This is a genomic window from Alteromonas sp. W364 (genome assembly GCF_031846205.1).
Taxonomy (GTDB): domain Bacteria; phylum Pseudomonadota; class Gammaproteobacteria; order Enterobacterales; family Alteromonadaceae; genus Glaciecola; species Glaciecola blandensis.
Window position 1 is genome coordinate 32,409 of sequence record NZ_JAVRID010000014.1, and the last position, 21,803, is coordinate 54,211.

General features: G+C 43.9%; 20 protein-coding genes. 9 read left to right on the forward strand and 11 right to left on the reverse strand.

The annotated features are described in order from the left end of the window. Positions 1-2: 2 nt before the first annotated feature. Entirely contained in the window at positions 3-941 is a 939-nt protein-coding gene (gene glyQ, locus RM556_RS16905) for a glycine--tRNA ligase subunit alpha (protein ID WP_311363033.1), read from the reverse strand. 212 nt (positions 942-1,153) lie between these two features. On the opposite strand from glyQ, the gene RM556_RS16910 reads away from it, so the two are divergent. Next, positions 1,154-1,816, forward strand: coding sequence for a DNA-3-methyladenine glycosylase I (locus RM556_RS16910; protein WP_311375175.1), 663 nt, complete (start codon positions 1,154-1,156; stop codon positions 1,814-1,816). A gap of 15 nt (positions 1,817-1,831) precedes the next feature. On the opposite strand, the gene RM556_RS16915 is transcribed toward RM556_RS16910, so the two are convergent. The 3 genes from RM556_RS16915 to RM556_RS16925 all read right to left on the reverse strand — a co-directional run bounded on the left by RM556_RS16915 (position 1,832) and on the right by RM556_RS16925 (position 4,004). Next, positions 1,832-2,287, reverse strand: coding sequence for a DUF2489 domain-containing protein (locus RM556_RS16915; protein WP_311363031.1), 456 nt, complete (start codon positions 2,285-2,287; stop codon positions 1,832-1,834). An 8-nt stretch (positions 2,288-2,295) separates the two neighbouring features. After that, positions 2,296-2,790, reverse strand: coding sequence for a Der GTPase-activating protein YihI (gene yihI / locus RM556_RS16920; RefSeq protein ID WP_311363030.1), 495 nt, complete (start codon positions 2,788-2,790; stop codon positions 2,296-2,298). A 590-nt stretch (positions 2,791-3,380) separates the two neighbouring features. Then, positions 3,381-4,004, reverse strand: coding sequence for a c-type cytochrome (locus tag RM556_RS16925; RefSeq protein ID WP_311363029.1), 624 nt, complete (start codon positions 4,002-4,004; stop codon positions 3,381-3,383). A 286-nt stretch (positions 4,005-4,290) separates the two neighbouring features. Between RM556_RS16925 and RM556_RS17365 the strand changes: the two genes are divergently transcribed. Then, positions 4,291-4,500, forward strand: a complete 210-nt coding sequence (locus RM556_RS17365; protein WP_409220105.1) for a diguanylate cyclase domain-containing protein — start codon at positions 4,291-4,293, stop codon at positions 4,498-4,500. Positions 4,501-4,635: 135 nt separating this feature from the next. Further along, positions 4,636-5,265 (forward strand): ribosome biogenesis GTP-binding protein YihA/YsxC, encoded by a 630-nt coding sequence (yihA, locus tag RM556_RS16930; RefSeq protein ID WP_311363028.1) that lies wholly within the window; start codon positions 4,636-4,638, stop codon positions 5,263-5,265. Positions 5,266-5,470: 205 nt separating this feature from the next. Here the strand turns inward: yihA and RM556_RS16935 are convergent, their stop codons facing one another. Then, positions 5,471-5,623, reverse strand: a complete 153-nt coding sequence (locus tag RM556_RS16935; RefSeq protein ID WP_311375176.1) for a hypothetical protein — start codon at positions 5,621-5,623, stop codon at positions 5,471-5,473. Between the two features lie 118 nt (positions 5,624-5,741). Between RM556_RS16935 and RM556_RS16940 the strand changes: the two genes are divergently transcribed. Then, complete coding sequence (locus RM556_RS16940) at positions 5,742-8,243, forward strand: DUF305 domain-containing protein (RefSeq protein WP_311375177.1); 2,502 nt, start codon at positions 5,742-5,744, stop codon at positions 8,241-8,243. Here RM556_RS16940 and RM556_RS16945 read toward each other — a convergent pair. Continuing rightward, positions 8,235-8,939 carry a GDSL-type esterase/lipase family protein gene (locus RM556_RS16945; RefSeq protein WP_311375178.1) on the reverse strand — a complete coding sequence of 235 codons (705 nt, stop codon included), beginning with the start codon at positions 8,937-8,939 and terminating at the stop codon, positions 8,235-8,237. The genes RM556_RS16940 and RM556_RS16945 overlap by 9 nt on opposite strands. Beyond that, positions 8,926-11,706, reverse strand: coding sequence for a DNA polymerase I (gene polA / locus RM556_RS16950; RefSeq protein ID WP_311375184.1), 2,781 nt, complete (start codon positions 11,704-11,706; stop codon positions 8,926-8,928). The genes RM556_RS16945 and polA overlap by 14 nt, the downstream gene beginning before the upstream one ends. Positions 11,707-12,208: 502 nt before the next feature. Here polA and RM556_RS16955 point away from each other — a divergent pair. Continuing rightward, positions 12,209-13,660 (forward strand): TrkH family potassium uptake protein, encoded by a 1,452-nt coding sequence (locus RM556_RS16955; RefSeq protein ID WP_311363024.1) that lies wholly within the window; start codon positions 12,209-12,211, stop codon positions 13,658-13,660. A 28-nt stretch (positions 13,661-13,688) separates the two neighbouring features. Next, positions 13,689-14,072 carry a diacylglycerol kinase gene (locus RM556_RS16960; RefSeq protein WP_311363023.1) on the forward strand — a complete coding sequence of 128 codons (384 nt, stop codon included), beginning with the start codon at positions 13,689-13,691 and terminating at the stop codon, positions 14,070-14,072. A 210-nt stretch (positions 14,073-14,282) separates the two neighbouring features. Here RM556_RS16960 and trkA read toward each other — a convergent pair whose 3' ends face one another. Genes trkA through def form a run of 4 tightly spaced genes read right to left on the reverse strand, consistent with a single transcriptional unit; the run spans position 14,283 to position 18,656 of the window. Beyond that, positions 14,283-15,662, reverse strand: coding sequence for a Trk system potassium transporter TrkA (trkA, locus tag RM556_RS16965; RefSeq protein ID WP_311363022.1), 1,380 nt, complete (start codon positions 15,660-15,662; stop codon positions 14,283-14,285). 57 nt (positions 15,663-15,719) lie between these two features. Continuing rightward, on the reverse strand, positions 15,720-17,129 hold the full coding sequence (gene rsmB / locus RM556_RS16970; protein ID WP_311375179.1) for a 16S rRNA (cytosine(967)-C(5))-methyltransferase RsmB: 1,410 nt from the start codon (positions 17,127-17,129) through the stop codon (positions 15,720-15,722). A 36-nt stretch (positions 17,130-17,165) separates the two neighbouring features. Beyond that, on the reverse strand, positions 17,166-18,107 hold the full coding sequence (gene fmt / locus RM556_RS16975) for a methionyl-tRNA formyltransferase (RefSeq protein ID WP_311363020.1): 942 nt from the start codon (positions 18,105-18,107) through the stop codon (positions 17,166-17,168). A gap of 39 nt (positions 18,108-18,146) precedes the next feature. Then, entirely contained in the window at positions 18,147-18,656 is a 510-nt protein-coding gene (gene def / locus RM556_RS16980; protein WP_311363019.1) for a peptide deformylase, read from the reverse strand. A 243-nt stretch (positions 18,657-18,899) separates the two neighbouring features. Here def and RM556_RS16985 point away from each other — a divergent pair, with 243 nt between their 5' ends. The 3 genes from RM556_RS16985 (at position 18,900) to RM556_RS16995 (ending at position 21,782) form a co-directional block, all read left to right on the forward strand. After that, positions 18,900-19,973, forward strand: coding sequence for a LysM domain-containing protein (locus RM556_RS16985; protein WP_311363018.1), 1,074 nt, complete (start codon positions 18,900-18,902; stop codon positions 19,971-19,973). A gap of 130 nt (positions 19,974-20,103) precedes the next feature. Next, complete coding sequence (gene dprA / locus RM556_RS16990) at positions 20,104-21,303, forward strand: DNA-processing protein DprA (RefSeq protein WP_311375180.1); 1,200 nt, start codon at positions 20,104-20,106, stop codon at positions 21,301-21,303. Positions 21,304-21,305: 2 nt separating this feature from the next. Then, on the forward strand, positions 21,306-21,782 hold the full coding sequence (locus tag RM556_RS16995) for a DUF494 family protein (protein ID WP_311363016.1): 477 nt from the start codon (positions 21,306-21,308) through the stop codon (positions 21,780-21,782). Positions 21,783-21,803 lie beyond the last annotated feature (21 nt).

The following is a 21,803-nucleotide window of genomic DNA, read 5'->3' on the forward strand; positions in this document are numbered from 1 at the left end:
GATTAAGCCTCCTTGCTCTGTGCGCTGGTATTATTGTCTTTGGTATTTTGACATAAGGGGAAACCTAGTGCTTCACGTGAAGCGTAATACATTTCCGCACAGGCTTTTGCGAGTGTTCTGACTCGAAGAATGTATCTTTGACGCTCGGTAACCGAAATAGCATGTCGTGCGTCTAGCAAATTAAAGGCATGTGAGGCCTTCATTACTTGCTCATAAGCTGGCAATGGTAGTTCTGCTTCAATCAGTTTGTTACTGGCTTTTTCGCACTCATCGAACGTTTGAAATAAAAAGTCTACGTCGGCATGTTCAAAGTTATAAGCTGATTGTTCTTTTTCATTTTGTAGGAAAACATCACCATAGGTGACTTTACCCATCGGTCCGTCGGTCCACACTAGGTCATAAATGCTATCGACGCCTTGGATATACATCGCGAGCCTTTCTAGGCCGTAAGTGATTTCGCCGGTAACCGGTTTGCACTCTAAACCACCTACTTGCTGGAAATACGTAAACTGGGTGACTTCCATTCCGTTTAGCCACACTTCCCAACCTAAGCCCCATGCACCTAATGTGGGTGATTCCCAGTTATCTTCAACAAAGCGGATATCATGCACTAGCGGATCAAAGCCAAGCATTTCTAAAGAGCCTAAGTACAACTCTTGAATGTTGTCAGGGGAGGGCTTTAGCATTACCTGAAACTGATAATAATGTTGCAGTCTATTTGGGTTCTCACCATAGCGACCATCAGTTGGACGTCGGCAAGGCTGAACGTAAGCACTGCTAATTGGCTCTGGGCCTAATGAACGAAGAAATGTCATTGGGTGGAATGTGCCTGCGCCTACTTCCATGTCCAATGGTTGAATAATAACGCATCCTTGTGATGCCCAGTAATCTTGCAATGCAAGGATAAGACCTTGAAAAGTCTTGCTGTCATATTTCTGCATAATTGCTACGTTCTTCTTTACCCAGTATGTTAGTTCGTAAGTGAGCTTCGCCAAAAGTGAATGCGCGCTGCCTGCTCTCGAGTGCCTAATTTTGAAATAATTAAAACTTTCCAAAAAGGTGCGATAGTATACCGTCTAGCATAGGTAATTGGTAACCCTGTACCTTGATAAATGGGCGATAAGCATTAAAAAAAGCGTAAAAAGGAAGTCAAATGTCTAAATTATTGGATGCGTTAAACAATACTGTCTCCACTAGCAGCGTGAATTGTGCTTGGACAACAGAAGATCCGCTTTACGTTGAATACCATAATAATGCTTGGGGCAGGCCTGTACTAGATAGCCAAGAGTTGTTTGCTAAATTATGTTTAGACGGTCAGCAGGCTGGCTTAAGTTGGTTAACTATTCTGAAAAAGCAGCGCACATATGAACAGGCCTATGCAAATTTTAATCCGCAGACTATAAGCCGTTTTACGCAGGATGATGTTGATAGCTTAATGCTTAACACTGGAATTGTACGTAACAAACTTAAAATCCAGTCAGTGATTAAAAACGCCAAAGGCTTCTTAGAGATTGAGAAAGAGATGCCGTTTAGTCAATTCATTTGGCAATTTACTCAGTTTCAAATTGTTCAGAACAAGTGGCAAGACAGGAAGCAAGTGCCCACAACAAGTCAACAATCAGATGCGATGTCGAAGGCGCTGAAAAGCGCTGGATTTAGCTTTGTAGGAAGCACTATCTGTTACGCATTTATGCAAGCAGTTGGCATGGTCAATGACCATTTAGTGTCATGCCCTTGCCATGCCGCAATTACTCACCCCTCTCAACATGTGAAGATGCAACTTAGCTGTTTAGCTGCTAAGGCAAAAGCGAATTAAGCGACCTGTCTATCTTTAGGCTGCTTTATTCGGGTCAAATACTCTGAGGCGAACGAGCTCTTCTTGAATTCCGCTTTCGGCTTCACTTTCAAACTGCTCTCGCTCTTTATCTTGGGCACGACGTTCTTGTTTTGATAAAGCGTTCCTTGCTTCGTGCGTAGGATAAACATTCACCTGATGAAACAACTTATGAATGGCTGGGTATTCCTTAGAGTAATCTGGAATATTTTCGATTGGTAGGCTTTCTAGCAAGCGGCAAACCCGAATTGCACCCTCAGAATAATCACACTGCTGTTGCTGCATCGCAAACGCAATGGTTTGAATACTTTGCACCATTGATTTTGTGCGCTTGTCACGCGCCGCTTTTTGTCTTTCATTCTGCCGTTTCAATAAGAACAGCAATTTACCAGCATACAGGCCAAGCACAACAATGACTGCTGCGCCGACCACGCCTAAAATAATATCAATCATGAATCTACTTAGTCTTTGAAGTCGTCCATACTAATTGCGTCTAAACCCTGAAGTGGATCAGTTTCTTCTTCACTTTCGTCTTCAAGATCAATGCCGAGCATCGCGCAAAGTGTTTTATGTCGAGCTAATTTTGTGTCGACGTAGCTTTGTTCCATCTTCGTTAAGGCCTTATTTTCTGCCTTGTCTAAGAGACTTTGTAGTTTGTCATCGGCTTCAATCGCATCTAATTCGTGCTGCGGCGTTTTATATTTTATTTTTGGCGCTGTCGTTTTAACAATGCCCGGGTTTTTATGACGTAACAGGTCAATAGGCTCTTTACTACCAATACGACTATCTTTCTTTTCTTTGCTTGCAGCTTCTTGCTTGGTTTCAATCACAGAGTTGCGTGTCCCTGGCTTGTTGCCTTTTTTCTTACGCACTCGATCCGAAGGCGTCCTTACGATTGGGATACTGGACTTTGGAATACCAATTTGTCCGACTTTTCTGGATTTTTTCTTCGCCATTTGATTCTCTTTGTTGGTCTATCTTAGTGCAGCTGAGCATGAAAACTGCTCGCGATTTGGGTGCAGTATAACTCAGCCCTAGTGTGGGTTGATAAAAGTATTTGGAAAAATTTTTTATAAGTGGGGAATTTATTTCTAATTGCTCGGTCTATTAAAGTGTAGATTGTTGATTAGTTGCGATAATTTACTTTATATCCTAGTTGAGTGTGTGTCCTTTCAAAGCTCAGTATTTCTATTATCCTTGGGAATACTGAGTCTAGAAAGAAAAAAGGTGATAGCCAAAGCTATCACCTTAATTTAATGAGTGTCTAATGACACCTCTCCCGTATCAGCACATCATGTGCTTTGTTGTTCTAAATGTTACTTTTCACTTTTTATTGTTGTTCACGAAATAGTAACGAACTTTGTTCTAGGTCTTCCTGACGCTTTATTATTATTGTGCTTTTATTATTATTGTTTTTAGCATTTATTCTTTTTATCAACGAACAGCCTGTGCCTAGGGCGCTGTGCTGTTAATTGAAGATGTGGAGATAATACGCTAAAAAATATTATTTACAACTTTTTTACAAATATTATTTCCACTTTTTTAATTAGTGTAAGCCGCCCAGATACTTAGCTAAAGTATCAATCTCTTCATCGGTCAATTTTGCAGCAATATCACGCATCATTCCATTCAAATCGTTAGCACGACTACCGTCTCTGAACATTTTTAGTTGTGACGCGGTGTAATCGGCATGCTGACCACTAATGACTGGGAAACCAGCTAAGCCCATTCCTTTACCATCTGGACCATGACAAGCAATACATGCTGTTAAACCTTTTTCAGCATCACCACCACGATACAGTTTTTCACCTGCTTCGATAACGTCTTCTGGTGTTGTACCTGCTTTTAAGTCCTGGCTTGAAAAATAGGCTGCTAAGTCAGCAATATCTTGATCCGATAAACCTGCCGCCATGCCATTCATAACAGCATTGTTACGACCTTCTTTACCGCCGGTGCGCGACGCTAAACGAAATTCTGTGAGTTGTTTTGCTAAATAACCTTCATGCTGTCCTGCAATTTTAGGATTCATAGCAATTGCGCTATTACCGTCAGTACCATGACAGGCAGAACAAGTTAAGGATTTTGCTTTCCCCGCTTCTGCATCGCCTTGAGCGAATGCTGCGGTGGATAATCCTAAAGTTAAACAAACAAGCAAACCTAGTTTTTTCATACATAATCTCTTTGTGCGTGTGATTAGCAATGTTAACTCAAATATAATTGAGATCGTCGTATTGTACACAAATACTAGCTGAAAAAAACTGTTCCAAGCGTTTTAAGGCATTTAAATCAATGATTGCTCAGGTTTTTACGCAAATATTTTGTGACACTAACGCTGTCGACGGCAATTCGTTACGCTTTTTATCGGCCGTCACTTCATTTCAATAAGGTATCTATTGCTATTTTGCAAGGTTTGGCGATGATGAGTTCGTGATGTTGCTACCAAATTGCAATAAGAAATCCGCTCAGCAGAAAATAATCGATATAAAGAGGCAATTAGTCAGCTTCAACTAAGCTTTGAAAAAGATGGTAAAGAAAGGATACTGACTGCTAGCTTTGGTATTGGCACATTATCATCCAATCAAGACATGACCTCAGAAACTCTATTCGACTTGGCAGACAAAGCGCTTTTTAGAGCAAAGAAAGCCGGTCGTAACTCCTGGGCATAAGCGTATTATTACTCGCTACGCTATAAAAACATTTAAAGATAGGTGCATCATTTCTCTTTGTTTTTAGTTACAATGCGCGTGTGTTTATTAGCACACCTTAACTCTATCTTTTACCCATTATCAAAAAGCGAAATCATGTCTTACTTTACCAAAGCCTCATTTTTAACTAGTGCCCCTAGTATTCAGCACCTCAGCACAACTGACGGTATGGAAGTGGCCTTTGCTGGACGTTCAAATGCAGGTAAATCAAGTGCGTTGAATCGACTCACTCGTCAAAAAAGCTTGGCCAGAACAAGTAAAACGCCAGGTCGTACACAACTGATCAACATGTTTGAACTGGATGAGCAACGTCGTTTAGTTGATTTACCGGGTTATGGGTATGCGAAAGTCCCCTTAGAAATGAAGTTAAAGTGGCAAAAATCATTGGCGGAATACCTTCAGAAGCGAGAATGCTTAAAAGGCTTAGTCGTATTGATGGATATTCGTCACCCATTGAAAGACCTCGACCAAGAGTTAATTCACTGGGCGGTAGAGGTGAACTTGCCTGTTCTTATTTTATTGACCAAGGCTGACAAGTTAAAATCAGGTCGTCGAAAAGCGCAAACGCTGATGGTCAGAGAAGCGTCTTTAGCCTTCATGGGCGACGTGACGGTTCACGCCTTTTCATCACTTAAGGGGTTTGGCGTTCCCGAACTTGAAAAGGTCTTGTTCAAATGGTTAGAACTAGAAAAGCCTACAGCCACGGAAGAGGAACCTGGCGTTTAGTGTTCGCTTGCACGGTATAGACGCCTAGAAAGCGCATAGTAAAAGACCGACAAAGAGAAGCGCAATCTAATAAAAGCCCAGATAAAGAAAAGCCCCGTCAAAACGACAGGGCCAATATTTGGGGAGAACAACACAATCATAAAATCAGACTGGTCCCTGTGTGATTAGTTCAGATTAATTTCTATTTCTTTTATCTTTATCGTTCCTAACCTTCATCTTCAATCTGCACAGAATAATATTCAAGTAACATATCACCTAGTGGATCGTGATGAACTGCACTTTTTACTCCATGCATCAGGCCTTTATCTGCCAGCGTCATCAGGCGATAGTGTAATCTTTCTGAGTGCGGTATTTCCATGAGTATCCTACTAAACACTTTACTGACTCGATCTTACAGCATATTGTTAAGGTAAAACTGCAATATATCACCAACTACCTAATCGATAATATTGTTGAATCTGAAAAAGGAAGCTCTTATGTCAAAGTCGTCTTCACCCATCTCATGCCGAGCAACTTGCTCAACAAGAATGACTGTTCTCGGTTTGTTCCAATTAAGTGCGTTGGCAGTCTCTGTCTCGGCTTGTGCTTCACCACTCAATATTCAGCAAGAAGCGCCTGCGGGGATTGCTCAAGAAAATGAAGTGGTGATTGTGCAACCAGGCGCGCCGGGCAAAGCGAACAAAACATTAAGTGCTCAAGACGCCACCAAGATCGCTTCTACCAGCTACACTATCGACGACGTACTGTTTATGCAGAACATGATCCCGCATCACGGCCAAGCCGTCGACATGGCGGTACTAGTGGCCGATAGAACCAACAACAAAGAGATTATTGATATATCCGGTCGCATTGAAAAGTCTCAAGCCGATGAAATCGCTTTTATGCGCGATTGGCTAGAGCAACGAAGCGAAGCGACAGATATCGACCACTCGATGCATATGGACCATAGTTTAATGGGCATGGCGACGGGTGCGCAAATGAAGCTCTTAGCCGAATCCTCAGGTGTTGACTTCGACCGCCTATTTTTGCAACTGATGATCCCACATCACGAAGGGGCTGTGCGTATGGTTGATGACTTGTTATCACAACCTGGATCCGCATATGACCCTGTTCTTTATGATTTCGTAAATGACATTGTGAACGATCAAAATGCCGAAATCACTCGCATGAATGGATTACTCGCAAACCTTTCTTCCGACCCGCGTGTAGGCTTGAAAGCAGGCTTTCATGATCCCGACGTCGCTATGTCGAACATAGAGTTGGTACGTTCTCTACCTCGACCTTCAGGTTTCTTCGACCCTGAAAATCCATCTAATCTGCCGCCTGTCATCATGCCTGACGAAGCTGAAGAGGCCGATAGTAATCGTGAAAATGAAACTGGCGGAGATGCAAAAACGGAGTGGGGCGAACGTTGGCCTTTATTAAGCTTTTGGAATACCGACATGGCCTTTTCCAAGGATTTGATGATAGCGGGCAATTACCACGGTTTTAATATTTACAAGTTGGATAACGAAGGTCTTCCGTCTCTAGCAAGCTCAGTTGTTTGTCCTGGCGGGCAGGGGGATGTGTCTATTGTCGGAGATTTACTGATCATGTCAGTAGAGCAAACTCGAGGACGAGTTGATTGTGGCCTTCAGGGGATCAGCGAAGATATTAGCAATGAGCGATTCAGAGGCTTACGTATTTTCGATATCTCAGACATCACTAGTCCAATACAAGTAGGGCAAGTACAAACCTGCAGAGGCTCGCATACTCACTCCATTGTATCTTCTGATGACGACACGATAGTCGTTTATAACTCGGGAACGGCTGGTGTGCGTGATGAAAAAGAGCTAGCCGGTTGTATTGGGGACATTCCTGGAGACGATCGCACCGCACTGTTTCGCATTGATGTGATTGAGATCCCTGTGAAGGTGCCACAGAATGCTCGCATTACCTCCAGTCCAGCAGTATTCGCAGACGACGAAGGGCGTTTGTCAGGGCTGTGGCGTGGTGGCGATCATGGCGAAGGAACGCAGCATACAGAGTGGACTGATCAATGCCACGATATTACGGTTTTCCCTGCTTTAAAAATTGCAGCAGGAGCATGTTCTGGTAACGGTATCTTGCTAGATATTTCAGAGCCTCTGAATCCGGTCAGAATTGATGAAGTCTCCGATCCAGGTTTCGCCTATTGGCATTCGGCAACATTTAACAACGATGGCACAAAAGTACTGTTCACTGACGAATGGGGTGGTGGTACTCAACCTCGTTGTAGAGCTTCAGATCCAAAAACCTGGGGTGCAAATGCATTTTACGATGTTATCGAAGGCAAAATGAGTTTTCAAAGCTACTATAAAATAGATGCGCCACAATCAGACACTGAAAATTGTGTGGCTCACAATGGTTCTGTGGTACCCGTCCCAGGTCGCGATATTTTTGTACAAGCATGGTATCAAGGTGGTTTGTCGGTAATTGATTTTACCGAGACTGCGGATCCTAAGGAGATCGCATTCTTCGACAGAGGCCCAATTCATGCTGAACGCAAAGTAATAGCGGGATTCTGGTCTACATATTGGTACAACGGCAAGATTTACGGTACCGCTATTCTGCGTGGACTTGATGTGATGGAATTGCAAGTAAGCGAGCACTTAAGCGCAAATGAATTGGCCGCTGCTAAGCTCGCAGATATGGGCGACACGTTTAACCCACAACAGCAGTTTGAAGTGACTTGGCCTGTTGAGCCCGTTATTGGTTTAGCCTATCTTGATCAATTCGACCGCGATGGTGGTCTGGATAAAGCCAACTCAACTCTTGCTCGTGAATTGTTGTCGCAAGTACAAGTCATGCTTGATGAAAACAAGAGCGATAAACAACTTGCTACTAGCTTACAAAAACTAGCGGCTGCTTTACGTACCAACAATAACAATCTGAATAGTCAAAAGCGGATAACGAAGCTAAAAGAGTTGTTGCAAGGCCTCGCATCACGTTTAGTCTAAGGCTTCCTTAATCGCCGCTACTCTGTCACAAATAGCCTGTGCCCAGATCTTGTATTGTTCAGCATTTGGGTGCAAGTAATCGGGCATCACATTGGCTTCTAAGAAGCCGTCTTTTGTGAGTAGCTGTGCGCTAATGTCTAGCCAATACACGTGTTCACCGTCGCAGAATCTGCGTATAAGGGTATTCGTTTCATTGACTAAAAGGCGCATACGCTGAGTTGGTTTACGACTTCTTGGGAAGATAGCGTTCAGTATTATTTTTGCCGTCGGTAAGGCTCCTTGAACTCGTGCCACAATACTGGCTATACCTTGACTTATTTCTTCAGCTGGGTCGCTTCGATGTCCGGCATTATTGGTACCAATGAGTAGGCAAACAAAGTCGACTTTTTTGAATGCTAATTCTCCATTTTCAATTCGCCATAAAACATGTTCTGTTCTATCGCCAGCGTAACCTAAATTTATGCAATTCATGGCGGCAAAGTGACGTTCCCAAGCTTGCTCTCCTTCAAGCTCCCACGCATGGGTGATTGAATCGCCTAGAAACACAATATCTGCCGTGGCCTTATCAACTTCAGCCTGCTTTTCAGCGTGGCGACTTAGCCACCACGCCTCCGTTCGTGCACTTGGCATACAAGACAAACATAAGGATGCAGATGTTTGTTTAGGCGCTTGCATAAGAGATTTAGTGTGCTTCATCCCAGTTGTTGCCAATACCGACATCAACGACCAATGGCACATCAAGGCTGACGGTATCTTCCATTAACGCTTTGATTTTTGCTACGTACTCTTCAAGGCGTTCCTCTTTAATTTCAAATACCAATTCATCGTGTACTTGCATGATCATTAAAATGTCTTCGTCGTTAATGTCGTTGATCCACGCATCGACATCGATCATCGCCTTCTTGATAATATCGGCAGCGGTGCCTTGCATCGGCGCGTTAATCGCGGCACGTTCAGCGCCTTTTCGACGCATTGCATTGCTGGCTTTAATATCCGGTAAATACAAGCGTCGGCCAAATACCGTGCTGACATAGCCCGTTTGTTTCGCGCCTTCGCGAGTGGACTCCATATAGGTCAACACACCTGGATAGCGTTCAAAATACAAATCCATATATTTCTGGGCATCGTAACGCGGAATGTTCAGTTGTTTCGACAAGCCAAACGCCGACATGCCATAAATCAAACCAAAGTTGATCGCTTTCGCGCTGCGCCTCTCATTAACGGATACTTCATCTAAACTCACGTCGAATACTTCGGCAGCCGTTGCACTGTGAATATCTTTCCCTGAGGAGAAGGCTTCTACCAGTCCTTCGTCTTTGCTTAAATGAGCCATAATACGTAGCTCAATTTGACTGTAATCCGCGGCAACCACTTTATATCCCGGCCGAGCAACAAACGCTTGGCGAACTTGGCGACCTTCTGGTGTGCGAATTGGGATGTTTTGTAGGTTAGGATCGGTAGACGATAATCGACCGGTTGCAGTCACTGCCTGATGATAGGAGGTGTGCACGCGGCCAGTGCGATGATGGATCATCTTAGGTAGTTTGTCTGTGTACGTATTCTTGAGTTTTGTTAAGCCTCGAAACGCCATTATCTTCTTGGGTAATTCGTATTCTAAAGCTAGCTCTTGTAGGACTTCTTCTGATGTAGATGGCGCGCCTTTTGGGGTCTTCTTCACCACCGGCAAGTTCATTTTTTCAAATAAGATATGCTGAAGCTGCTTGGTTGAACCAAGATTGAATGATTCTTCAGCTAACTCATGTACTTCATTTTCTAATTCTAAAATGCGAGCCGCTAGAGTTTGACTTTGCTGAGACAATAACTGGCTGTCAATTAATACGCCGTTTTGTTCCATTTTTGCTAAGACGGAGGACAGTGGCACTTCAATGTTGTTCAGTACTTTTGGAAGTTCACCTTTAAAGCGAATTAATGCATCTAAGGCTTCATGCAAGCGTAATGTAATATCGGCATCTTCAGCGGCATAGGGCGCGGCCTCATCCATCGCAATTTGGTTGAAAGTTAACTGCTTTGCGCCTTTCCCGGCAATGTCTTCGAAATGGATCGTATTGTGCCCGAGGTATTTTAACGACAGACTATCCATATTGTGCTTTGTTGCGACACTGTTGAGTACATACGACGCTAACATAGTGTCCGACAGTATGCCTGCTAGATGGATATCGTAGTTTGCCAACACGTTCTTGTCGTACTTTATATGCTGGCCGATTTTCTTCGCACTAGTGTCTTCTAATAAAGGCTTCAATTGCGCGAGCACGTCATCCCGATCAAGTTGCTCTGGTGCACCCGGATAATCATGCGCAAGCGGCAGGTAGCATGCCTCATTTTCAGCCACGGCGAATGACAAGCCTACGATCTCTGCTTGCATATAATCTATGCTAGTGGTTTCAGTGTCGATTGCGTAATACTTAGCGTTTTTTAGTTTTTCGATCCAAGTATCGAGGGCGGCTTGGCTAAGGATCACATCATACTTGTCGCGGTCGACTTGTATGGCTGAACTGCTAGTGGGTTCGTCTGTAGTGTCCTCTTGCTGGCCGTCTATTGGCTTATTGGCTTTAACAGGGTTGCCGTCACTCACTTCAGCAAGCCAGCGCTTGAATTCATATTCAGCGAAGAGCTCGCGTAGCGCCTCTTTGTCCATGTCACCCATGTTCAGTGTGTTTGGTTCGTATTCTAGTTTTAAGTCGCACACAATAGTGGCGAGTTCATATGACAGTAATGCTTGTTCTTCAAAGGGCGCAATTTTGTTGGCGAAGTTTTTGGCACCTCTAAATTCTAAAGAGGCTATCTTATCTAAGTTGGCATAAATTTCTTTTACACCGCCGATGCCATTTAACAAGGCGACGGCGCTTTTATCTCCTACGCCCGGAATACCTGGAATGTTATCAACCTTGTCGCCTTTCATCGCCAAGTAATCGATAATAAGCTCAGCAGGCACACCAAACTTTTCAACTACGCCAGCAACATCCATCGTAGTGTTTGTCATGGTATTAATGAGGGTGACATGCTCGTCGACCAGTTGCGCCATATCTTTATCGCCAGTACTGATGACGCAAGGGATCCCCTGAGCTGATGCTTGTCGGGCCAAGGTACCAATCACGTCATCGGCTTCGACGCCATCTTCGACAATCATCGGAAACCCCATTGCTTTGATAATTTTATGTAAGGGTTCTATTTGCGAACGCAACTCATCCGGCATCGGTGGACGATTAGCTTTGTACTCTTTATAAATATCATCACGAAAGGTTTTACCTTTCGCATCGAAAACAACCGCAATATGGCTAGGTTCATAAGTTGCCATCAAGCTTCTCAGCATGTTGACCACGCCATAAATGGCCCCAGTATCTTGACCTTTAGAGTTGGTTAATGGGGGTAAGCCATGAAATGCTCGGAATAAATAAGAAGAGCCGTCAACTAGGACTAGGGGGCTTGTTGATTGTTTTTCCATCATTTGCTCATATAAATACAATAATGAGCTAAGAATGCCATATTTATTGGCTTGTAACCACAATTAGCGTGTCGTTAACCTGTGGATAAGTATGTGATTAAATTGTTCCAAACATTAATCAACGTACCTTTCTTTATACAAAGAAAAGCATGCCTGAACGGGATTTGTTTAAAAAAATGTAGAGGAAACGCAGAATCCTATTTTATTTTTTAAGCTTATTTTGGGAGTGAAATATCACTATCAATAAAGCCTTTTTTCTTCCCTTGTCTGTTGGCATTTCGAAGAACCGAAGAGTGCTAAACAGCCCATAAAATTTAGCACAAAATTCAGCTTTTCCAAGCTTTATTTTGAACAATTTTATTTATGTAATGGGAACAATAAGTTATGTTTTTCGAGAAATGAATAGAATATCAGCGTGAATCAATTTACCATTTAGCCAGACTGAGCCGAACTCGCTATTCAGAATAAAAGAAGCTCACAATAACAAAAGGCATCAGTGGAAATGCAATACCGCGCCATTATTAGAATTTTAGGACTCTTAGTTGCACTTTTTAGTGTCACGATGATTCCTCCTGCATTGATTTCACTTATCTATGGCGACGGCAGTGGTTTGGCATTCGTTCTTGCCTTTTTTCTATCTATTCTTACCGGTCTAGCTTTTTGGTATCCCAATCGACGCTCTCGCGCTGACCTACGTGCAAAAGAGGGCTTTCTTATTGTTGTTTTATTTTGGACGGTACTAGGTACGTTTGGTGCACTGCCTTTTGCTCTATTAGAACAACCACAAATGACGATAACAGACGCTATTTTCGAATCGTTTTCAGGTTTAACCACCACCGGCGCAACGGTTATTGAAGGCATTGAGTACTTGCCGAAAGCGGTACAGTTCTATCGTCAACAGCTTCAATGGCTAGGTGGCATGGGGATCATTGTCCTCGCGGTCGCCATTCTGCCGATATTAGGCGTTGGGGGAATGCAGCTGTACCGGGCAGAAACCCCTGGCCCAGTAAAAGACTCCAAAATGACGCCGCGTATTGCCGATACCGCAAAGCACCTTTGGTATATCTATTTGTCTCTGACCACCGCGTGCACGCTTGCATACTGGGTGGCGGGTATGAGTTTATTCGACGCAGTGTGTCACGCCTTCTCGACTATCGCGATTGGTGGCTTCTCGACTTATGATGCAAGCTTGGGCTACTTTAACAGTGTGGCGGTGAATATCGTTTGCGTTATCTTTTTATGGATAGCTGCGCTCAACTTTTCATTACATTACGCTGCAGTGTCGGGACGTAACATTCGCAATTACTTCAAAGATCCAGAATGTAAGGCTTTTTTCACAATCCAATTAAGTTTAGTAACTCTGTGCTTTCTGGTACTTATTTATCACTCTGTTTATTCCACAGCTGAAATGGCACTCGACCAAGCATTGATCCAAGCGGTATCCATCAGCACCACGGCGGGTTTCGCAACAACTGACTTTAGCTCTTGGCCTGCGTTCTTGCCCATTATACTCATATTCTCCAGCTTCATCGGTGGCTGTGCTGGCTCCACGGGTGGTGGTTTAAAAGTAATTCGTATCTTCTTATTGTTCTTGCAAGGCAAGCGTGAAGTAGACCGTCTTATTCACCCTAAAGCAGTATACGCTGTTAAGTTAGGCGATAGAGCCATGCCAGAGCGGGTGGTGGAAGCTGTGTGGGGCTTCTTTTCAGCGTACGCCATTGTGTTTGTTGTGATCATGGTTGCATTGATTGCAACCGGGATGGACGACATTACGGCCTTCTCAGCGACGGCGGCTACACTCAATAACTTGGGGCCTGGTTTGGGCTCAGTTGCGGGTACTTACGCTGATGTAACCGATCCTGGTAAATGGCTGCTGGTCAGTGCCATGCTATTTGGTCGTTTGGAAATATTCTCATTACTCGTATTATTCTCGCCTACCTTCTGGCGCAGTTAAATCAATTCAACTAAAAGCAGTAGACAGTATGCAAGAAGAGCACAATATCGCTAAAAATGACTCGGGTTTAAAGCGCCTGCCGCGCGCTATTGCCTGCTCCATGCGCGGTTATGTTTTTGCTTGGCGTTATGAGTCTGGCTTTCGGCAGTACGCTGTAATATCAGCATTGCTCTTTCCATTCAGTTTTTGGCTTCAGCAATCTCTCTCGCATTGGTTTGCGCTGGTGGGGAGTTTAGTCTTTTTGTTATTTACCGAAATCATCAACTCGGCCGTGGAAGCGATCGCCGACGCCACCATTCCTGAATACAATACCTTGATTGGCAGAGCCAAGGATTTGGGTTCAGCAGGCGTATTTACGGCACTCATGTTTATGCTCGTTATATGGGGCGTTTCAGCCTACCAATATTTCTAAAAAAGGGGTCAGAGTTAATAAAAAAAGGGGTCAGAGTTAATTTTTCCTTTCAGGTTTGAACAGGCCCTCGACAATGTAAACACGCTTTACGGCATCCTGCCCGCTCCCAAACGGCATCCATGCCGTTTGAAGGTTTACATTGTCAAGGACCTGAACAAACCGCGAAAAAATTAACTCTGACCCCTTTTTAGGACTCTTTTTTTGGTTTGGCTACCCGAAAAACAGGGCGCTTGGTTGGAATAGCTTTTCGACATCGCCGATAAATTTCTTATCTACCAAGAACAATACCACATGGTCATTGGCTTTAATTACGGTGTCACTGTGCGCAATAATGACTTCATCCTCGCGCACAATCGCGCCGATTGTGGTTCCGGGCGGTAGCTTAATATCTTGAATTTGCTTACCCACTACCTTCGATGTGTTTTCATCACCGTGTGCGATAGCTTCAATGGCTTCTGCTGCGCCTCTCCTGAGAGAATAAACGTTGACGATATCGCCACGGCGAACATGGGTTAACAGGGCCGATATCGTTGCTTGTTGAGGAGAGAAAGCAATATCGATTTCGCCACCTTGAACGAGGTCAACATACGCACTGCGTTGGATAAGTACCATTGCTTTTGCGGCGCCCATACGTTTGGCTAGCATCGCAGACATGATATTTGCTTCATCGTCATTCGTTACTGCGATAAAAGCATCAACTTGCTCGACATTCTCTTCACTTAGCAGGCTTGAGTCTGAGGCATCACCATGGAACACGATTGTTTTGTTTAGCATTGCTGAGAGTTCTTTGGCTCGCTCGGCACTGTATTCAATTAGTTTTACATTGTGCTTATTCTCGAGCCGTTTCGCTAAACCTGCACCAATCAAGCCGCCACCTGCAATCATAATGCGCTTGTAGCTCGACTCTAATTTTTGTAGCTCACTCATGACCGCTCGAATGTGCTTGGTATCGGCAATGAAGAACACTTCATCATCGGCTTCAATGACGGTAGAGCCGAGTGGACGAATGGGTTTGCCTCGACGATAAATTGCGGCAACTCGTGTATCCACATTTGGCATGTGCTCTTTTAACGCAGATAAGGCATGGCCTACCAATAAACCACCATAATAAGCCTTTACGGCGACTAAGCTGGCTTTGCCATCGGCGAATTCAACAACTTGTAGTGCACCCGGATAGTCAATGAGACGCTTGATGGCCTTGGTGACTAGTTGTTCAGGTGCAATAAGATGGTCAATTGGAATATCTTGGTGTTTAAACAAGTGTTCTTGATAAATGATGTATTGTTCAGAGCGAACCCGCGCAATTTTGGTGGGTGTTTTGTACAAACTAAAGGCCACCTGGCAAGCCATCATGTTGCTTTCATCGCTATTGGTGACGGCAATCAGCATATCGGCGTCTTCAGCACCGGCTTTTTTTAATACATCAGGGTGAGAGCCAACGCCACACACAACTTGCAAATCAAGCCTGTCTTGCAAATTACGCAGGGTGTCCATATCGGAATCGATAATGGTTATTTCGTTTTTCTCGCCAACTAAGTTTTCAGCCAGTGTGCCGCCTACTTGTCCAGCCCCGATGATGATGATTTTCATTTAGCCACGTTCATTTTGTATTTATTATTTACGGTCGTGTTGAATGGCTTTATAAGCCTATGTCTTTGACTTTAGCAGTCTTGCATAATAGAAACCATCCATTTGTGATTCTCCCGGTAATATTTGTAGCCCAGGCGTGGTTTCATTATCTTTATCATGCAGCGGCAGCAATGTCGCATCGCTATTGTCTTGTAAAAATTCAGCGATTTGAATTTCATTTTCTTGCTTCAATATAGAGCAAGTAGCGTAAAGCATCATACCGCCCGGTTTCACACGTTGCCAAATTTGCTTGAGTATTTCCTTCTGCAGACTTACCGTTGCGTCAATATCGGCTGACTTTCTTAACCAGCGAATATCTGGGTGGCGTCGAATAACGCCGGTGGCAGAGCAGGGCGCATCTAATAATATTTTGTCATATTGTTTGTCGCCTAATACGGTTTTAATGACCTCTGAATTAGATGCGTCAACAACATACAAGTTTAAGCGTTCGCCAAAGTGAGCTGTATGACCCAAGCGTTGCATGTTTTCATCAATGCGTTCAAGTCGTTCACCGTCACTATCAATAGCATCTAAGCTAGCAAGACCTTCTTGGCTCTCTAATATATGCGCAGTTTTCCCACCAGGGGCTGCACAACAATCGAGAACATCTTCGCCCGCTTGAACATCAAGGTACTCCGCTGCCAGTTGCGCAGCTAAGTCTTGCACCGCGAAAGCGCCCGTTTCAAACCCAGGCAAACTGGTGATGTCTTGTCGCTTAGCCAATTTAATGGCAGATTCTGCCTTAGCGCCATTATGCATCTCTGGTAAATCGAACTCGATACCAGCGGCATCTAGTTGAGAGGAATAATTGAGTCGAGAACCAACAAGTTGATTGACGCGCAGCCATAGAGGTGGTCGTTCGTTCATGTTGGCGGCGATACGCTCAACATGCTCTGGGTACTGTTTGAGTAATTGTTTATAAAACCACTTAGGCAAACCTAAGTTTATGTGGGGAATATCAATGTCTTGAGTACTCAATTCCTGTCGTTGGAAGTTGCGTAAATTTGCATTCACTAAGCCTTTCAAACGATGTTGATTAAGCGCGGCGCAGGCCTCAACGGTTTCAGATACTGCAGCATGTTCAGACGTGCGACTAAACGCGAGCTGGTAGAAACCCAACATGATCACATGCTCAACGATTTTTTGTTCGCCCTTGAGTGGCTTATCTAATAATTGGCGTAACCAATATTGCAGCTTAGGAAGCTCACGTAAACAACCAAAAACCATTTCTTGTAACCAAGCGTTATCACTTCCCTCATGTCTTGCAAATACTTTGGGCATGACTTCTCTTGAAGACTTTCCATGTTCCAATATTTGGAATAGTACCCAGCTTGCATCTGCTCGTAGCTGTGGGCGATGTCTTAATTGATAAGGACTTGGTTTGTTTGCATTTGGCGCTCGTGACGCCTTGGCATGTTTTGATGGCATAGTGGGTAAGCCTTAGCTTGTTAATGTTGTGAGGCTTTACCCCAATTTTTGACCAACAATGAAAAGATCCGGCTTCCCATTAATAATATCGCCGACGCTTTGTGGCTTTTTGCCCGGTATTTGTAATTGACCTAACAGCAGGTTGTGTTCGCCACACGCCACCTCAATACCATCTTTGTCTACCTTGATAATTGTGCCTGCATCATGCTCATCGAGGGCTTCAAGCACCTCGGCTTGCCACACTTTAATAGCTTGGTCATTGTGTTGAAACCACACAACAGGCCATGGATTAAACGCACGAACATTCCTTGCTAATTGCGCCGCACTTAAGCGCCAATCTATCTGTGCTTCTTCCTTCGACAACTTATGTGCATAACTTACCTCGTCCTCTTCTTGAGGTGTTGGTTCTAAGTTTTCAAGATTATCGAGCGCTTCGATCAAGGCTTCTGGACCAAGCTCTGCTAAGTCTTCGTATAATGTGGCGCTGGTGGCTAGGCCTGGAATAGCCATACTTTTTTCGAGTAACACATCCCCGGTGTCGAGGCCTTCATCCATCTGCATAATGCTAATGCCGGTAAACTTGTCACCTGCCCAAATAGCGCGCTGAATTGGCGCTGCCCCTCGCCACTTTGGTAAAAGAGAGCCATGGACATTTAAACAACCGAGTCTAGGTGTTTCCAATACTGCTTTTGGCAAAATTAAACCATAGGCAACCACAATCATGATATCGGCTTGAATCGCTGCAAGTTCTTCTTGTGCGTCGGTTTGCTTTAAGCTTTCAGGCTGAAAAACGGGCGTACCGTGCTCAAGCGCCAAAGACTTTACCGCACTTGGGCTCAGCTTTTTTCCCCGCCCAGCGGGGCGGTCGGGTTGAGAGTATACGGCAACGACATTGTGCTCTGATGCGTACAAGGCTGCCAAATGTTTGGCTGCAAAATCTGGCGTGCCGGCGAAAATGATATTCAGTGAAGTAGCCAAAGTATTATCCCAATAGTAATTAACGTGCTCAGTATGCTGTTAAGCTCTTGCTGCCAATTTCGCTTCTTTCTCTAATTTCTTCTTAATGCGATTACGCTTTAGTGGAGAAAGATAGTCAACAAATAGCTTCCCTTTCAAATGATCAAGTTCATGCTGAATGCATATCGCTAACAAACCCTCTGCTTCAAGCTCAAAAGGTTGTCCGTCACGGTCAAGCGCTGTGACCTTTACTTTTTCTGCACGGTCAACTTTTGCGTAGTTATTGGGTACAGATAAACATCCTTCTTCACTCACCGTAGAGCCTTCCATGTGAGTAATCTCAGGATTGATAAATACTCTTGGTTCGTTCTGTTCTTCAGATACATCCATCACAACGACGCGCTGATGCACATCAATCTGCGAGGCTGCCAAACCGATACCTTTCTCGTCTTTCATGGTATCAAACATGTCGTCTACTAAGCTGCGAATTTCATCGTTAACTTCAGTAACGGGGCTTGCTACAGTGCGTAATCTCTCGTCTGGAAATGTTAATACAGTTCTTACTGCCATTGCTAAAACCACTCTTCTAGTCAGTATTGAAAAATATACTATTCATGCAGAATAGTTATTTAAAGCTTGCATATTTGCTCTATTCTAACGCATAAGGCAAAGTCTGTGGACTAGATATGGGTTAATTTTCTGAAAATTAAACCGATAACTAACTAAATGGACATCAATATTAACGGTCTGTGGCATTTCTAGCCCGAAGTACAGGCGACTGACGAGATTATCAAGAGTAGTATGAGAATGACTATGATTAAGAAACTATCAATGCTGGCTATCATTTTATGTAGCTCATTATTCCTGAATGTGAAACTAGCATTGGCAGATATTATCAATATAAAAACAGACGCCCCGCAAACTTACGTGGTGAAGAAAGGCGATACGCTTTGGGATATTTCCAACTTATTTTTGGACCAACCATGGCTATGGCCCGAATTGTGGAGAAACAATACGCAAATTGAAAACCCGCATTTAATCTATCCGGGTGATGTGCTTCGTTTGCGTTACGTTGATGGTCAGCCTGTGATGGAGTTGGTCAGAGATAAAAAAGCAATTTCGCTAACGCCAGAATCAAAAACAATGACTAAGCCATCGCCAATTGGTGTTCTACCGTGGAAGGTCTTAGCACCGTATATCAGAAATGATAGCGTGATGTCTGCTGAAGAATACGAAGCATTGCCACGCTTGTTGGGTGACAGTGAAGGTGCAACTGCTTTTGTTGAACGTGACTATGTGATTAGCCATAGACTGCCAGACCCGTCTATCGACTATGAAATTGTGCGCAAAGAGAAAGAACTAAGAAATGCAAACGGAGAAGTGTTGGGCTATCAAGTTCGCAGTGTAGGCCAAGTCGAGTTAATGAACGGAAGTAGTGCACAACAGCAAGTCGTTCGTTTAACCAAGAGCACGCAAGAAGCGCGTCGCGGTGACAAGTTACGTCCATATGTGGAAAAGGCATATGACGATTTAATTCTTAGCGCAGCAACTGATCAAGTTGGAATTTTGATTGCGAATATCGAGAATCGTTCTTTGATTGGTCAGCGTGATGTTGTTGTCATTGACTTAGGCGAGAACGATGTTGTGCCAGGCATGATTATGGGCATTTATAAACAAGGTCCTACCATCATCGATGGCGAGCAACCAAAATATGAAGCATCTCAAAATGCCTTAAAAGAGCTATTGAATTTGGAAGAGAGAGTAGAGCAGCCAGCCTTTAAGATTGGTGAGCTCGTTGTGTTTAAAACTTTCGAAAACACCAGTTATGCTTGGGTGACTAAATCAAGCAAACATATGAATGGTGGAGAGTTTGTTGGTAAGCCATAAACACTAAGCCAATCTCAACATACATCAACAAGTAGCTTCGGCTACTTGTTTTGTTTCTGGGGTAGAAAGTAGCAGGTCAGCAGACCTCACTTTGCTTATTTGATTATGATATTTGTCCAAGGAAGGCCAAATGATTTACAAAACTGAAGAAATTCGTCACTGGTTGGCGCTCAGCTCGATTCCGAATATAGGTATTGTGGGTTTGCTAGAAACCGCATCTTTACTTAACACATCGTTAAACGCTATAACGAGTCTGCACAGAGAGCAATTGCTTGATCTGGGTTGGTCAAGTGAGCAAATAGCCTGTCTTAGCGAACCACATCCTTTCACTGAGTTATGTGAAAGGTGGCTCAATACCGAAGCCAATAGATATATCATCACCTACGAATGCGATGCTTATCCTGAACAGCTTAAAGCGATCTCGCAGGCACCCCTCATCTTATACGTTCACGGCGATTACACATTGTTAAAAGCTCCCCAGCTTGCTGTTGTCGGAAGTCGTCATCCTAGTGTAAGTGGCTTGAATAGTACTCAGAAGATCGTAGAACAAGTGAGCAGGCGTTCGAGTTTGGCGATCACCAGCGGTTTAGCCCTGGGTATTGATGCTCAAAGTCATAAGGTAGCACTAGCGTCAGGTGCACCGTCAATCGCTGTCTTAGGTAACGGGATTGATGTGGTTTATCCCAAGCGACATGCCTCACTTTATAAGGAAATGATTGAAAAAGGGCTGCTGGTTAGCGAGTTTCCACCCAGTGTTCTCCCAAACCCTAAACTTTTCCCTCGTCGTAATCGCATTATCAGTGGCCTGAGCCTGGGCACATTAGTCGCCGAAGCTCGTATTAAAAGTGGCTCTTTGGTCAGCGCTAAATACGCGATGGAGCAAGGCAGAGAGGTATTTGCTATTCCTGGCAATATAGAAAATCCCTTGGCAAAAGGTTGTCATCACTTGTTAAAGCAAGGCGCTAAGCTAGTTGAAGACGCGCAAGACATCTTCGATGAGCTTAATCTTTACCCAGCAAAGCTTGAACAAAAACAAGGGACTAAAAAAAATGCAAATCAATGCTTGGCAAGCCCTTCATTGTTAGATAGTGTAAAGACTGCATCCACTTGCGATGCGAGTAATGCATCAAGCGATGAAATGGCAATATCAAGCGAAGCTTGCACTCATAATCAGGTGTTAGCGGCGATTGATTTTGATGTAACGCCCATTGATGTGATTGCTAAGCGCAGCGGCAAACCGATTTCGATTTTGCTGACCGAATTATTAGAATATGAGTTGCGTGGATTAGTGGCCTCTACCTCAGAAGGCTACCTTAAATTGAGGGCTTAGCTATGTTTGATATCCTCATGTACTTGTTTGAAAACTTAGTACACAGTGAGAGTGAGTTTCGAGTCGATCATGATGAACTTACCGATGAGTTAATTCGAGCCGGTTTTCATCACGACGAAATATATAAAGCCTTAGCGTGGGTCGAAAAATTGGCGGCGCTGCAAGAGACAGAAGCTAAACCTTATTTGTCAAAAGTGACTGTTCCTGACAGTACACGTATCTATACCCACGAAGAGCAAATGCGCCTTGATACACAATGCCGCGGTTTTATTGTTTTTCTTGAGCAAGTCAAAGTGCTCGATATCAGTACTCGTGAAATGGTTATCGACCGCACCATGGAAATTGAATCCAATGAGTTTTGTTTAGAGGACTTGAAGTGGGTCATCCTCATGGTCTTGTTCAATGTGCCAGGAAAAGAGTGGGCTTATGAACAAATGGAAGACTTATTGTTCGAGGAGCATGATGGTCCTTTGCATTAAGTGCATCCAGCAAATGACGCA

Bases quoted from the DNA above. Each gene is read 5' to 3' on its own strand.
- RM556_RS16960 (WP_311363023.1), top strand. From the start codon at position 13,689: ATGCAAGAAGAGCACAATATCGCTAAAAATGACTCGGGTTTAAAGCGC.
- trkA (WP_311363022.1), bottom strand. From the start codon at position 15,662: ATGAAAATCATCATCATCGGGGCTGGACAAGTAGGCGGCACACTGGCT.
- RM556_RS16915 (WP_311363031.1), bottom strand. From the start codon at position 2,287: ATGATTGATATTATTTTAGGCGTGGTCGGCGCAGCAGTCATTGTTGTG.
- RM556_RS16985 (WP_311363018.1), top strand. From the start codon at position 18,900: ATGATTAAGAAACTATCAATGCTGGCTATCATTTTATGTAGCTCATTA.
- rsmB (WP_311375179.1), bottom strand. From the start codon at position 17,129: ATGCCATCAAAACATGCCAAGGCGTCACGAGCGCCAAATGCAAACAAA.
- RM556_RS16925 (WP_311363029.1), bottom strand. From the start codon at position 4,004: ATGAAAAAACTAGGTTTGCTTGTTTGTTTAACTTTAGGATTATCCACC.
- polA (WP_311375184.1), bottom strand. From the start codon at position 11,706: ATGGAAAAACAATCAACAAGCCCCCTAGTCCTAGTTGACGGCTCTTCT.
- def (WP_311363019.1), bottom strand. From the start codon at position 18,656: ATGGCAGTAAGAACTGTATTAACATTTCCAGACGAGAGATTACGCACT.
- yihA (WP_311363028.1), top strand. From the start codon at position 4,636: ATGTCTTACTTTACCAAAGCCTCATTTTTAACTAGTGCCCCTAGTATT.
- dprA (WP_311375180.1), top strand. From the start codon at position 20,104: ATGATTTACAAAACTGAAGAAATTCGTCACTGGTTGGCGCTCAGCTCG.
- RM556_RS16995 (WP_311363016.1), top strand. From the start codon at position 21,306: ATGTTTGATATCCTCATGTACTTGTTTGAAAACTTAGTACACAGTGAG.
- RM556_RS16935 (WP_311375176.1), bottom strand. From the start codon at position 5,623: ATGGAAATACCGCACTCAGAAAGATTACACTATCGCCTGATGACGCTG.
- RM556_RS16945 (WP_311375178.1), bottom strand. From the start codon at position 8,939: ATGAAGCACACTAAATCTCTTATGCAAGCGCCTAAACAAACATCTGCA.
- yihI (WP_311363030.1), bottom strand. From the start codon at position 2,790: ATGGCGAAGAAAAAATCCAGAAAAGTCGGACAAATTGGTATTCCAAAG.
- RM556_RS16955 (WP_311363024.1), top strand. From the start codon at position 12,209: ATGCAATACCGCGCCATTATTAGAATTTTAGGACTCTTAGTTGCACTT.
- RM556_RS16910 (WP_311375175.1), top strand. From the start codon at position 1,154: ATGTCTAAATTATTGGATGCGTTAAACAATACTGTCTCCACTAGCAGC.
- RM556_RS16940 (WP_311375177.1), top strand. From the start codon at position 5,742: ATGTCAAAGTCGTCTTCACCCATCTCATGCCGAGCAACTTGCTCAACA.
- glyQ (WP_311363033.1), bottom strand. From the start codon at position 941: ATGCAGAAATATGACAGCAAGACTTTTCAAGGTCTTATCCTTGCATTG.